The sequence below is a fragment of the Pseudomonas sp. EZ-C24 genome, assembly GCF_014525325.1.
In the GTDB taxonomy this organism is placed as follows: Bacteria; Pseudomonadota; Gammaproteobacteria; order Pseudomonadales; family Pseudomonadaceae; genus Aquipseudomonas; species Aquipseudomonas shirazensis.
In genome coordinates this window covers 1-13,440 of sequence record NZ_JACDIU010000014.1, presented here as the reverse complement: position 1 = coordinate 13,440, position 13,440 = coordinate 1, and the positions used below count along the sequence as shown (strand labels likewise).

Annotated in this window: 11 protein-coding genes; 9 read left to right on the top strand and 2 right to left on the bottom strand. The window is 64.9% G+C overall.

Features of this window, described 5'->3' with window-relative positions; all coding sequences use genetic code 11:
* Window positions 1-60 precede the first annotated feature (60 nt).
* A complete protein-coding gene (locus IDM28_RS09170; RefSeq protein ID WP_188035766.1) occupies window positions 61-753 on the top strand; it encodes a type 1 glutamine amidotransferase domain-containing protein in 693 nt (230 codons plus the stop codon).
* 50 nt (window positions 754-803) lie between these two features.
* On the opposite strand, the gene IDM28_RS09165 is transcribed toward IDM28_RS09170, so the two are convergent.
* Window positions 804-1,577, bottom strand: a complete 774-nt coding sequence (locus tag IDM28_RS09165) for an IclR family transcriptional regulator C-terminal domain-containing protein (RefSeq protein ID WP_101318663.1) — start codon at window positions 1,575-1,577, stop codon at window positions 804-806.
* Between the two features lie 124 nt (window positions 1,578-1,701).
* Here IDM28_RS09165 and IDM28_RS09160 point away from each other — a divergent pair, with 124 nt between their 5' ends.
* The 5 genes from IDM28_RS09160 (at window position 1,702) to IDM28_RS09140 (ending at window position 7,507) form a co-directional block, all read left to right on the top strand.
* On the top strand, window positions 1,702-2,517 hold the full coding sequence (locus tag IDM28_RS09160) for a shikimate dehydrogenase family protein (protein ID WP_188035765.1): 816 nt from the start codon (window positions 1,702-1,704) through the stop codon (window positions 2,515-2,517).
* A 26-nt stretch (window positions 2,518-2,543) separates the two neighbouring features.
* Window positions 2,544-4,286, top strand: coding sequence for an FAD-dependent oxidoreductase (locus IDM28_RS09155; RefSeq protein ID WP_188035764.1), 1,743 nt, complete (start codon window positions 2,544-2,546; stop codon window positions 4,284-4,286).
* Entirely contained in the window at window positions 4,276-4,596 is a 321-nt protein-coding gene (locus tag IDM28_RS09150) for an NIPSNAP family protein (protein ID WP_150569518.1), read from the top strand. The genes IDM28_RS09155 and IDM28_RS09150 overlap by 11 nt, the downstream gene beginning before the upstream one ends.
* A 72-nt stretch (window positions 4,597-4,668) precedes the next feature.
* Complete coding sequence (locus tag IDM28_RS09145) at window positions 4,669-6,402, top strand: FAD-dependent oxidoreductase (protein WP_262500045.1); 1,734 nt, start codon at window positions 4,669-4,671, stop codon at window positions 6,400-6,402.
* A 142-nt stretch (window positions 6,403-6,544) separates the two neighbouring features.
* Window positions 6,545-7,507 carry an endonuclease gene (locus tag IDM28_RS09140; RefSeq protein WP_150573855.1) on the top strand — a complete coding sequence of 321 codons (963 nt, stop codon included), beginning with the start codon at window positions 6,545-6,547 and terminating at the stop codon, window positions 7,505-7,507.
* A gap of 7 nt (window positions 7,508-7,514) precedes the next feature.
* On the opposite strand, the gene IDM28_RS09135 is transcribed toward IDM28_RS09140, so the two are convergent.
* Entirely contained in the window at window positions 7,515-8,600 is a 1,086-nt protein-coding gene (locus IDM28_RS09135; protein ID WP_188035763.1) for a GlxA family transcriptional regulator, read from the bottom strand.
* 85 nt (window positions 8,601-8,685) lie between these two features.
* Here IDM28_RS09135 and IDM28_RS09130 point away from each other — a divergent pair, with 85 nt between their 5' ends.
* The 3 genes from IDM28_RS09130 to IDM28_RS09120 all read left to right on the top strand — a co-directional run bounded on the left by IDM28_RS09130 (window position 8,686) and on the right by IDM28_RS09120 (window position 13,248).
* Window positions 8,686-9,669, top strand: coding sequence for an aliphatic sulfonate ABC transporter substrate-binding protein (locus IDM28_RS09130; RefSeq protein ID WP_101318651.1), 984 nt, complete (start codon window positions 8,686-8,688; stop codon window positions 9,667-9,669).
* A gap of 61 nt (window positions 9,670-9,730) precedes the next feature.
* Window positions 9,731-10,849 (top strand): aryl-sulfate sulfotransferase, encoded by a 1,119-nt coding sequence (locus IDM28_RS09125; protein ID WP_188035762.1) that lies wholly within the window; start codon window positions 9,731-9,733, stop codon window positions 10,847-10,849.
* A gap of 77 nt (window positions 10,850-10,926) precedes the next feature.
* Window positions 10,927-13,248: a TonB-dependent receptor gene (locus IDM28_RS09120; RefSeq protein ID WP_188035761.1), complete on the top strand. Its 2,322-nt coding sequence runs from the start codon at window positions 10,927-10,929 to the stop codon at window positions 13,246-13,248.
* Window positions 13,249-13,440: the final 192 nt, after the last annotated feature.

Genomic DNA, 13,440 nt, shown 5'->3' with positions numbered 1-13,440 from the left:
CGCCAGCCAAGCCTCTGAAATAAACGCACCTACACATCCAGCTCTGGAGGACAGCCTCACATGAAGATTCTGATGGTCCTGACATCCCACGACCAACTCGGCGACACCGGCAAGAAAACCGGCTTCTGGCTGGAAGAGTTCGCCGCCCCTTATTACACCTTCATCGACGCCCAGGCCGAGGTCACCCTCGCCTCGCCCAAAGGCGGCCAGCCGCCACTGGACCCGAAAAGCGATGAACCCGACGCACAAACCGAAGCCACCCGCCGCTTCGCCGCTGACAGCAAAGCGCAAGCGCTACTCGCCGACACCCTGCCGCTGGGCGAGATCGACCCGTACGACTTCGATGCAGTGTTCTACCCAGGCGGCCACGGCCCACTGTGGGATCTGGCCGAAGACCTCGACTCGAAAACCCTGATCGAGGCCTTCTACGCCTCGAACAAACCGGTAGCCGCCGTGTGCCATGCCCCAGGCGTGCTGAAAAACGTCAACGCAGCTGATGGCACCCCGGTCGTCCAAGGCAAGCGCGTGACCGGCTTCACCAACTCCGAGGAAGAAGCCGTCGGCCTGACCAAGGTGGTGCCGTTTCTGGTCGAAGACATGCTCAAGGGCAAAGGCGGCAACTACTCCAAAGCCGCCGACTGGGCCAGTTACGTGGTCGAGGACGGCAACCTGATCACCGGCCAGAACCCGGCATCGTCGGAAGCGACGGCAGAGGCGCTGCTGACGCGACTGCGCCAGGAACAGGCTGACTGAGCCAAACGTTCGCCGCTATCGCTCAGGCGCTGGCGGCGAACTACCCTCAGCTACAAGGTCATGATCGGCCGCAACAACGCCTGGCCCTCGTACAACGCCGACAAATAGCGTTCGCGCATCTGCTCGGTGGTCATTCGCGAGGCATGGGTGGTGATGGTCAGGACCGCCTGCAACCGCCCTTCCCGATCGATCAGCGGCACGCTCAGCACACGCATCCCCACCTCGTATTCCTGATCCAGCAACACATACCCGCGCTCGCGGGCCAGGTTGATCTGGGCGCGCACCTCTGTCTCGTCGATCAAGGTATACGGGGTAATCGCCCGCAGCGGGTTACGCGCAAAATAGCCCGCCAGCGCTTCTTCATCGAGGCTCGCCAGCCATAGCCGACCGCTGCCGGTGCAGTACATCGGCACCCGCGAGCCGGGACGGATCGACAGCGACGCGATGTGGCTGTAGCGGCTGCGTACGATATGCACGATGTCGTCGCCATCACGCACCCCGACCGAAACATGCTCCTGAGTGGTTCGCGCGACCTGCTCGACGATCGGCCGCAGCATGCGCGGCAAAACCGCCGAATCGACGTAGGCCTGGCCGATGCGCAGGGCTTTGGCAGTCAGCCAGTAATAGCGGCCATCGGTTTGCGCATAGTCGTCATGCACCAGGGTCAGCAGGAAGCGCCGTGCGGCGCTATGGGTCATGTCGGCGAGCCGCGCCGCCTCGGGCACGCTCAGGCGCGGGTGGTCCTGGGAAAACAACTGCATCAGTGCCAGGCCTTTTTGCAGCCCGACGATCAGATCGCGCGAGTGGATAGTGGGCTGCTTCATGGCGCCTGCGCTCATTAAAGGGATGAGTGCGATTATCAACCGATCTGGCGTTCACCTTGATTGTTGCTGCAAGCCGCAGCTCGCACTATCGGCTCACAACAAAGCCAACCAGCGAGTGCTGCATATGATCAAGGGATCGACCCAACTGGTCGCCATTGTCGGCTCACCTATTGCCCAGGTGAAGTCACCGGAAAACTTCAATCGCTGGTTCGCCGAGCAAGGTCAGGACACCGCCATGCTCGCCATCGACCTGCAGCACACGGCCCTTGATGGCTTTGTGACGATGCTGCGCGGCTGGCACAACCTGCGCGGATGCGTGGTCACCGTGCCCTACAAGCAGCAGCTGGCCAGCCGCCTGGACGGCCTCAGCGAACGCTCCCAGGCGCTGGGCACGGTCAATGTGATTCGCCGTGAAGCCGATGGCCGTTTACTCGGCGACATCGTCGATGGCGAGGGCTTTCTCAATGCCGCGCGCAAGCAGGGCTTCGATCCGCGCAATAAAAACGCACTGGTGATCGGCACTGGTGGCGTTGGCAGCGCCATCGCCTATTCGCTGTGCCAGGCCGGACTGATCCGGTTGGCCATCAGCGACCTCGACGGCCGGCGGGTCGAAGCGCTGGCTGAGCTGCTGCGCACCTCCTTCCCGCATATCGCCATCAGCGCCAGCCCCGCCTCGCTGGCCGAATTCGATCTGGTGGTCAACGCCTCGCCGGTGGGCATGGGCGCTACTGGCGACGGGCCGATGCCACTGCCGGTCGCGCTGATGCAGACACTGCGCGACAGCACCCTGGTTGCCGACGTAGTCACGGCGCCGGCGCTCACGCCGTTCCTGTCGTTTGCCCGGGGCATGGGCTGCGCCATCCAGACCGGCCCGGAGATGGCGCTGGCGCAGTTGGGCAATCTCGGCCATTTCATGGGCGTGACTCCGCTGGATATCTGACCCGCAGGGTCAATCAGGTGACAGACATGAACAACAAAAATTATGACCTGATCGTGCTCGGCAGCGGCGCTGCCGGTTTCGCCGCTGCGGTAAGTGCCAGCAGCCTTGGCTTGAACGTGCTGCTGGTGGAAAAAGCCGACCGTTTTGGCGGTACATCGGCGATTTCCGGCGGTGCGGTCTGGCTGCATGACACCGACCAGGCGCGCGCCGCCGGGCTGCAGTTGCCGGCCGAGCAAATGCGCCTGTATCTGCAGCAGGTCATCGGCGCCAACTATCAGCCCGAACTGGTCGACGCCTTCATCGAACATGGCCGTGAGGCGCTGCGTTTTCTGCAACAGAACAGCGAACTCAAATACAGCCTGCGGCCGTTGTCGCCGGATTATTACCCGGACCTGCCCGGCGCGACCCAGAGCGGGCGCGCGCTGGAGATCGACGAGTACGACGGGCGCCGCCTGGGCGCGCAGTTCAGGCACCTGAAACAACCACCGGACGGCATGCTGCTGTTTGGCGGGATGATGGTCAATCGGGTCGACATCCAGCATTTTCTCAGCTGCAAGCGCTCGCTGCGTTCGCTCGGCCATTGCCTGAAACTGCTTGCGCGTTATGGCCTGGATCGTCTCAGTCACCCGCGCGGCACCCGCCTGACGGTCGGTAATGCGTTGATCGCGCGGCTGGCCACCACGGCATTTGCCAATGGTGTCGAGCTCTGGCTCGAGGCTTCGGCGCAGGCGTTGATCGTCGAGGACGGTGTGGTCAGCGGCGTGCGCATCCACTGGCGCGGCGAGGAACACGCCGTGCGCGCCCGGGGCGGGGTGCTGCTGGCCATGGGCGGCTTTGCTGCTGGCGAACACGCCGGGCAGTGGCGCCCGGCCAGTGCTGCGCCGCACTTGAGCATGTCGCCACCAGCCAATGTCGGCGATGGCCAGCGCCTGGCGGCATCGGTGCAGGCAGCGCTGGGCGAGCAACTGGCAGCCAACTTCTTCTGGGCGCCGGTCTCGCGCCTGCGCAAGGCCGACGGCAGCGAGGAGCGCTTTCCCCACCTGGTCACCGACCGCGCCAAGCCGGGGGTGATTGCGGTCAATCAGGACGGCCAGCGCTTCGTCAACGAAGCCAACTCCTATCACAGTTTTGTCGAGGCGATGTTTGCCAACGGCGGAGCCAACGCGCCCTGCTGGCTGGTCTGTGACGGCGAGGCGCTGAACACCTACGGCCTGGGCCTGGCGCGACCGCGGCCGGTCGACAACAGCGCATTGATCGCAGCCGGCTACTTGCTACGGGCCGATAGCCTGGCCGAGTTGGCCGCGCGGCTGGCGATCGACCCCAGCAAATTGGCGCAGACCGTACAGCGCTTCAACAACGACGCAGCGGCAGGCGTCGACCGCCAGTTCGGCAAGGGCAGCAATGCCTACAACCGCTATATGGGCGACCCGTTGCACACGCCCAACCCCTGCCTGAGGCCGCTGAACAAGCCGCCCTACTACGCCATACGCCTGCACACCGGCGACCTCGGTTCGGCACGCGGGCTGATCACCAACGGCCAGGCCAATGTGCTCAACGCACAGGGCGAACCGATCGCCGGGCTGTATGCCGCCGGCAACGAAATGAACTCGATCATGGCCGGCACCTATCCAGGGCCGGGCATCACCCTCGGCCCTGCCCTGACCTTTGCCTATCTGGCTGCCAAAGACATCGCCGGGCGCCTGAATGGCGCCACCGCAACCACCTCAACCCACTCAACACAGCCCTCTGGAGAGCAGCATGTTCTATGAACTACGCACCTACACCCTGAAACCGACCAAGCTGGCTGACTGGCTGGCGTTGTACAAAAGCGCTGCGCTGGAAGTACAGCAAGAGCACCTGGGCAATCTGGTCGGCTTTTTCACCACCGAAATTGGCGAGGTCAACCAGGTGGTACACCTGTGGGCCTACACCAGCTTGGATGAGCGCACCGCCCGCCGCGCAGCAATGGCGGCCGATCCGCGCTGGCTGGAGTTCGCCCGCCAGAACAAAGCGCTCGATGCGGTAGTCACGCTGGAGTCGCGCCTGCTGCGCCCGACCGATTTCTCGCCGCTGCAATAACCGCGCAGGTCCCTAAGGCTCGCGCCCGCTCGGGCGCAGCCGCTTCTTCAAGCCATTACAACGGAGGCTGCCTTGAGCGCTTTGCCGTCGAACACTGCTGCCCTGTCGGCCAGTCAAACCCTGCAATGCGATGTGCTGGTGGTCGGCTCCGGCGCCGCGGGCCTGGCTGCAGCCGTCACCGCTGCCGAGCTGGGGCTGGAGGTCATCGTGGTCGAGAAGGCGCCGGTTTTCGGCGGCACCAGCGCCTGGTCCGGGGGCTGGTTGTGGGTCCCTGGCAATCCGTTGGCGGGCGCTGATGGCGGGGCCGCCGATATCGAGCAGGCGCGGCTCTACCTGTGCAACGAATTGCATTGTGATCAGCTCGATACGCGCCTGGAGGCGTACTTGCGCCACGGCCCGGAGATGGTCGGTTTCTTCCAGCAGCACACCGAAGTGAAATTTTTCTGCGGCAGCACGATGCCTGATTTTCACGCCAGCGCGGGCCATGCCAAAGGCGGCCGCTCGGTCTGCGCCGAGCCCTATGACGGCCGCGAGCTGGGGCCTTGGATCAACAAGCTGCGGCGCCCACTCGACCTGATCAGTCCGGCCGGCATGGGCATTGCCGGCGGCGCTGACCTGAATCATCTGCTCAATGCCAGACACCGCTGGCGCTCACTGCGCTACGCCGGCATGCGCGTATTGCGCCATGCCCGAGACATGCTTTGGCATGGCCGCGGCATGCACCTGGTCAACGGCAATGCGCTGGTCGCACGCCTGCTGAAGAGCGCCCTCCAACGCGATGTGCAGCTACTTGCCGAAACCCCTGTCCGCGCATTGCTCAGCGACGGCCAGCGCGTGCTCGGAGCGACGGTTGAGCACGGCGGGCGACGTGTCCAGGTACACGTCAGGCGCGGAGTAGTGCTGGCATGCGGCGGCTTCCCCCACGATCGCCACCGCAGCGCACAGTTGCTCGCTCACTGTGCCGACGGCAGCGAGCACTTGAGCGCCGCGCCAAAGGGCAACAGCGGTGATGGCCTGCGCCTGGGTGAAAGCGTCGGTGCGCAGGTGAGCGCCGACATGGCCCATGGCGCTGCCTGGGCACCGGTGTCGCGGGTGCCGCGTGCCGATGGCGGCTTCAGCGGCTTCGCCCACCTTATGGAACGGGCCAAGCCGGGCTTTATCGCGGTGCGGCAAAATGGCCAACGCTTCGTCAATGAGGCCGACTCCTACCACGATTTCATGTGCGCGCTGTTTGCCGCCACCGCGTCGAATGAAAGCCCGGTGGCCTGGCTGATCTGCGACCACCGCGCGCAGCGCCGCTATGGCCTCGGCTGGTCAAAGCCATGGCCGTTTCCGACCACCCCCTACGTGCGCCAAGGCTACCTGCACAAGGCGCCCACATTGGCGGCACTGGCCGACCAGTGCGGGATCGATGGCGAGCAATTGCAAGCGACCGTGGCCCGCTTCAACCAGCATGCAGAACAGGGCCGCGACCCGCTGTTTCAACGTGGCGAGTCAGCCTACAACCGGGCCCAGGGTGAACCCTTGCACGGCCCCAACCCGTCATTGGGCAGTGTCCGGCAGGGCCCGTTCTACGCGGTCAAGCTGGTGCCGGGCAGCCTTGGCACATTCACCGGGCTGGTCACCGATGCCCAGGCCCGCGTGCTCGACCAACAGCAAACGCCGATCCCTGGGCTGTTCGCGGTGGGCAATGACATGAACAGCATCATGCGCGGCTATTACCCCAGCGGCGGCATCACCCTCGGCCCCGGTATGACCTTTGGCTACCTGGCAGCGCGAATGCTGGCGGGCCAGAACCTTGGATAAACATGGCTGCAAGCCAGCACCTCTGCATGGCCAAAGGGTGTTTGGCTGTAGGCATAAGCCTGCCCTGATGTAGGCAAGATAGACAGGTTTCGTGCGTATAATGCGCGCCCCAATCTGATAAGCCTGACTGATAAGCCTGACCATGAAAAAACTGCTGTATGTCCTCGGGCTGAGCCTCGCGGTCATTTACCCCGCCTTCGCCACACCACCTGCCACCTTCACCGAAGCCAAAGTCGTCGCCAAACAGAAGATCTATCTGGACCAGGCCAGCAGCGCCATGGGCGAGCTGTACTGTGGCTGCAAATGGACCTGGGTCGGCAAGTCCGGCGGCCGCATCGACCCGGCGTCGTGCGGCTACCAGACCCGCAAGCAACAAAGCCGCGCCGAGCGTACCGAATGGGAGCACATCGTCCCGGCCTGGACCTTCGGCCACCAGCGCCAGTGCTGGAAGAACGGCGGCCGCGAAAACTGCGCCAACGACGATCCGGTGTTCAAGGCGATGGAAGCCGACCTGTTCAACCTCTACCCGGCCGTGGGTGAAGTGAATGGCGACCGCAGCAACTTCAATTACGGCATGGCCGCAAGCGTCGGCCCGCAATATGGCCAGTGCCAGACCCGCGTCGACTTCAACCAGCGCGCCGCCGAGCCGCGTGACGAGGTCAAAGGCCTGGTGGCACGCACCACCTTCTACATGTTCGATCGCTACAACCTGAACATGTCGCGGCAACAGCAACAGCTGCTGATGGCCTGGGACAAACAGCACCCGGTGACGGCCTGGGAGAAGGAACGCGACCGGCGCATCAGCGCCGTCATGGGCCATTCCAACCCGTTCGTGACCGGCGCCCGCAGCTGGACGCCGGGCTACAAGCCGGTGGCCGATGGCGTGGTCAGCAGTGTTCCGAGCAAAGCAGCGCGCCCTGCTCCACAACCGTCACTGGCCAGTGCCAACACCGGCACAATCATCGGTAACCGCAACAGCCACGTCTATCACCTGCCCAGCGGCTGCCCGAGCTACAGCCAGGTCGCCAGCAAGAACCAGGTGACGTTCGACTCCGAAGCCCAGGCGCAGGCTGCCGGGTACCGCAAGGCAGGCAACTGCAAATAGCCGCTGGCTACTGCGCCAGGTGCTCCATGGCAATCTCCAGCCGGGGGTCATGGCGATACCCGGTCTGCCCTGCCGCTGGCGCGTCCTGCGTCGCTGAGGTGAGCCGCGAGTGTGAGCGATAGGCCAACGGGCTCACGCCGAGCTGGCGCTGGAAGCTACGGCGCATGCGCTCTTCATTGCCGAAGCCGCTGGTTTCGGCAATCCGCTTGATCGGCTCCTGGCTGGTCTCGAGCAAGCGGCAGGCAGCCTCGAGGCGCAAGGTCTCGACCGTCTGTGCCGGGGTGCCGCCGGTGGCTGCGGTGTAGGCGCGGGCAAAATGGCGCGGGCTCATACCGAACTTCTCGGCCAGGCGCTCGACGCGCAGATCACTGTCGAGGTTCTCGGCAATCCAGCCATGCAGGCGCACCAGGCGCTGATCACGGTCGCTACGCAGGGCATCGCTCTGCGCCTTGAGCGGTGCGCTGAGCTGGGCCTGCTCGGCCGAGCGGCGCAGAAACAGCGTGAAGTAGCGGGCCAGGGCCAGCGCAGCATGGGGGCCGAGGTCCTCCTCGACCAACGCCAGCCCTAGATCGATCCCGGCACTGGCGCCACCACAGGTCCACAGCGCGCCGTCGTGCAGGTAAAGCCCGTCGTTCTCGACGGTCAATGCCGGGTAACTGCGCTGCAGGCTCTCGGCAAACTGCCAGTGGGTGACCACCCGCCGCCCGTCGAGCAGGCCGGCAGCGGCCAAGGCAAACGCGCCGCTGCCAATCGAGCAGACGCGCCGCGCACTCGGCGCACGCCGTTGCAACCACGCAATCACCTCGGCGTCACGCTCCAGCGCGGCCACCCCCGGCCCGCCAATCACGATCAGCGTGTCCAGCACTGCCTCGGCCTCGACCTCCTGCAAAGAGCGGGTCATGACCCCAATACCGGAGATCGTCTCGACCTCGCCCCCTGCGGGCGAGGCCAACACCACCCGATACGGCGGGTTACTTGCCAACTCGCCAGCAAGTACCCGTGGCGCGGCGGCGAACACCTCCAACGGCCCGGCGGCGTTGAGCAGCAGTGCGCCGGGGAAGGCCAGCACCAGTACCGTTCGCGGCGCCGTCATGGCAGAAAACGAGGGGTGTTTGACATGGTGGGGACGAGGCCGCGTGGACATACTGAGTGCACTTTCCAATTCAAGAGCCCAGACGATGCCGACAAAATCGTTGCCTGCCAAGTACCTTGCGCGCCCCCTGGCACAGCTGTTGTTGACCAGCCTGCTGTTCGCCGCCCTGCCCGCTCAGGCAGCGTCGGTGGCCGAACTGGAGGTGGGTGACCAGAGCGGCTTGACCCAGGCCCTGCTGGCGGCAGCGGGTGAGGATCAAGGGCTGCCTTATCGCCTCGACTGGCATCCTTTTGCGGCCGGCACTGCATTGCTGGAAGCCCTGAACGCTGCGGCAGTGGATGTCGGCGTAGTCGGCAATGCTCCGCCCGTCTTCGCCCAGGCCGGCGGCTTCGATGTGCGGGTGGTAGCCGCTGCCGAAGGCGCGCAGAACAACAACGCCCTGCTGGTTCAGGGCAACTCGTCGATTAGCCAGGTAGCCGAGCTCAAGGGCAAACGGATTGCCGTGGCCAAGGGCACCAGCGGTCACTATCTGCTGCTGGCAGCGCTTGCCCAGGCCGGGTTGCGCAGCAGCGACGTCGAGCTGATCTACGCCAGCCCGGTCGATGCGCAAAACGCCTTCGCCAGCGGCAAGCTGGATGCCTGGGCGGTGTGGTATCCATTTGTCGGCCAGGCCACCTCGCGCGGTGCGCGCAAGCTGCTCGACGGCAGCCAATGGCCAGAAACCGGCCTCAACTTCACCGTCGCCAGCCTCGCGGCGCTGCAAGACCCGGTCAAGGCCGAGCTGCTTGGCGACTTCATCCAGCGCCTGGCGCGCGCGCAGGACTGGGCCACCGCGCATCCCGACGCCTGGGCCGCGCAACTGGCCACAGTCACCCGCCTGCCGTTGCCCTTGCTGCAGGAGATGCTCGCCAGCCAGCAGCTGCACTACGTGGCGCTGGACCCACGGGTGACCGACCTGCAGCAACGTCTGGCTGACCGCTTCACCGAGGCGCGCTTGCTGCCCCGCCCGATCAAGGTCGCCGAGGCCTTCGACGACCGCTACAACCCGCTGTTGCCCCACCGCCCCTGACCTGAACCCCGCGCAGCATGCCGCACTCGTCGGCAGGGCCGCGCTCATCTGGAGAAAAGCCATGCCCGCACTCGACCGCACTACCTTGCGCCGCCATGCCACCGGCCTGATCGGCATCGACGCCGAACGTTCGGCTGGCGGCTACACCCTGTTTGCGCCGCAGACCGCCGACGGCAACGTGTACCTGATCAACCTGCGCGGTGAGCAGGTACACCACTGGAAACTGCCGCAGCGGCCCGGCCGCGATGCGGTGATCCTGGCCAATGGCAACCTGGGCTACAACGGCAACCACCCAGACTCGGCTGAGCTGTTCGGCGGCTGGTCGGTCTGGCATGGCGGTGCCTTCAGCGAGGTTACGCCGGACGGCGAGGTGGTCTGGGAGTACACCGACCTGGCGCACCACCACGATGCCCAATGGCTGGCCAACGGCAACCTGCTCTACACCACCGCCGAGCCACTGCCGGCAGCGTTTGCGCAGCGCATCCAGGGCGGTATCCCCGGCAGCGAGGCCGCAGGCGGGGTGATCTACGGCGATGTGGTCAAGGAGGTTGACCGCAGCGGCACGCTGGTCTGGCAATGGCGCAGTTGGGAGCACCTGGCGCCGGAAGACTACCCGCTGCACGCTTGCTTTGAGCGCTATCACTGGCCGATGACCAACGCAGTTACTCCGGGCCGCGACGGCAAGGTCATTCTCAGCCTGCGCAGCGTGTCGGCGGTGATTGCCGTGGACAAGGCCAGCGACCGCGTGCTCTGGCGCCTGGGTCACGATGTGGTAGCCCAGCAGCACTGCCCAAGTGAACTTGAGGACGGGCGCATCCTGATCTTCGACAACGGCATCTCGCGGCCACACGTGTCGATGCCGCATTCGCGGGTCATCGAAGTCGACCCGCATACCCAGCGCATTGAATGGCAATACGCCGACAGCCCAGGCTATGCCTTCTTCACCCCGTTCATGGGCGGTGCCCAACGCCTGCATAACGGCAATACCTTGATCACCGAAGCCAACTTCGGCCGGCTGTTCGAGGTAACCCGCGCCGGCGAAGTGGTATGGGAATACATCAATCCGCACTTTGCCGCGTACCCGGACGCCGCCTCGCGTGCGTACCTGCCCGGTGAAAACAACGCGATCTTCCGCGCCCATCGCTATCAGGCCGCCGACATCCCCTGGCTGCGCGACTGAGCCAATACCCCCAACCCTTGCGATCACGCTTACGCAAACCACGCGCAGCGAGAGGTGCCTCATCACTGGAGTTACCGATGAACCTGCGTTTTTCTCATCAGCGCCGCGCGTGCCTCTGGCCCCGGGTTATCCCCGGCCTGTTCGCGCTGGCGTGCAGCCCAAGCCATGCCGCAGAGCCGCTCGCAGCCTCGGCGCACGCCGATGACACGAGCCTGCAAACCGTTACCGTCAATGCCCGGCGCCGCGAGGAAGATGCGCAAAGCGTGCCCTCAGCGATGTCGGTGTTGTCAGCGCAGACCCTGCAGAACCAACGGTTGTACCGGCTGCAAGACCTGCAACAAGCCATGCCCAGCGTCAACGTCGCGTTCATGCATGCCCGTCAGTCGAGCCTGTCGATTCGCGGCCTGGGCAACAATCCGGCGAGCGACGGCCTCGAGGGCAGCGCCGGCATCTACCTCGACAACGTTTATCTCGGCCGACCAGGCATGGCCGTGTTCGACCTGCTCGACATCGAGCAGCTGGAGCTGCTGCGCGGCCCGCAAGGCACTTTGTTTGGCAAGAACACCACCGCCGGAGTGCTCAATATCAGCACTCGGCGGCCGACCTTCAGCCCCGAGGGCAGCGTCGCCACATCGATCGGCGAAGGCGGCTATCAGCAGACACACGCCAGCCTCGGCGGGCCATTGAGCAGCACCTTGGCAGGGCGCCTTTCGGCCTACCGCAGCGAAGAAAATGGCTACGTCGATAACCAGTTCAATGGTGAAACCCTGGGTGGCGGCACCCGCCAGGGCCTACGTGGGCAATTGCTGTTCGAACCCAACGACAGCTTCAACCTGCGCTGGATCGCCGACTACAACGAAGAAGACTCCAGCGCAGGCACGCGCTCGTTGTTCAGCACCGGGCCGACCATCAACGGCGTCAACCGCTATCAGCAGCGCGCAGCAGCCGTGGGCGCAACGTTGGCCGAGGGCCGTCGGGTCAATCTGGATGCCGAACAGAACGTGCGCGTATTTCAGGGCGGCAGCTCGCTGGAAGCCAACTGGACCCTGCCGGGTGATTACACCCTGACCTCGATCACCGCCTGGCGCTGGTGGGATTTCACCCCGCGCAACGATGACGAGCTGAACGTACCGGTGATGCGCAATGTCGGCCAGTCGGCGCGCGACCGCCAGTATTCGCAGGAGCTGCGCCTGGCCTCGCCGCGCGGGGAGTTGTTCGACTATGTAGCCGGGGCTTACTACATGCGCCAGGAAATGCGCAATGAAGTGTTCACCGACTACGGCCCGCTCGCCGACACCTGGAACGGCACGCCTCAAGGCGCCTTGAACGATGTCTCCAGCCTGGGTAAGGGACGCATCGATACCGACAGCTTTGCCTTGTTCGCCCAGGGCACCTGGCACCTGACGCCGCGTCTGGACCTGAGCGCCGGTCTGCGCGGCACTTATGAGGTCAAACAGGCGCGGGTCAACCGTTTTGCGCCCAGCGGCGGCGCATCGGTGACGGGTGCTGCTGCCAACGTGCGCGCGGCGCGGCTGGGTGCTTACGACTCGGGCGACCTTGGCCTGTACAGTTTCAGCCCCTCGGCGCTGGTCAGCCTCGCCTACCACTTCAATGATCAGGTGATGGGATACGCATCGTTGTCCCACGGCGAGAAGTCCGGCGGGGTCAACCTCAGCGTGGCCAGCGCGCCGGTGGCCGGCGCCGACTCGCTGTTGATTGGCAGCGAACGCGCCAACGATGCCGAGCTTGGTCTCAAGAGCAGCCTGTTCGATCAGCGTCTGCTGCTCAATGCCAACCTGTTCTGGACTGAGGTGCATGGCTACCAGACCAACGCCTACGATGATGCCAACCTCACCAGCTACCTGACCAACGCCGGAGCGGTGCGCAGCCGCGGGCTGGAGCTTGAGTCGACGTTGCTGCCGACCCGCGGTCTGACCTTGAACCTCAACGGCTCGTGGAACGACGTGCGCTATCGCGACTACGTCGACGCGCCATGCCCGGCTGAGGTCGCCTTGCAACCGGGCGCACCGGCCTCCTGTGATCTGAGCGGGCACGCGGTGGTCGGCGCCTCGAAGTGGATCTTCAATGCCAACGGCGCCTATGAATGGCAGGCTGGGATGTTGCGGCCTTACGTCAATGCGAGCTATGCATTCCGCTCGCACGCGGTCGGCACGGTGGATGACTCGCGCTTTGCGCAGTTGCCCAGTTATGCGGTGGTCAATCTTTCGGCGGGCGTGCGCGGCGACCTCGGCGACGGCCAGTGGGACCTGTCGCTGTGGCTGCGCAATGCCGGCAACAAGACCTACTACAGCACCTTGTGGAACTCACCGAACGGTGCCTACACCGGGGTGTTGGGAACACCCCGCACACTTGGCGTCACTGGCCGCTACGACTTCTGAGCAACCGTCGCCACCTGCAGCGGGATACGCACGTTGAAGGTGGTGCCTTTGCCCGCAGTCGACTCGACCTCGATGTTGATCGAGCATTTCACGCTGGTGTGATGCATCGCATCACAATAGACCATACCCACCGGGTACGACGCCAACAGCGCCTATCTTGATGCGTAGCGGTCCCTGTAGGAGCGGCCTAGT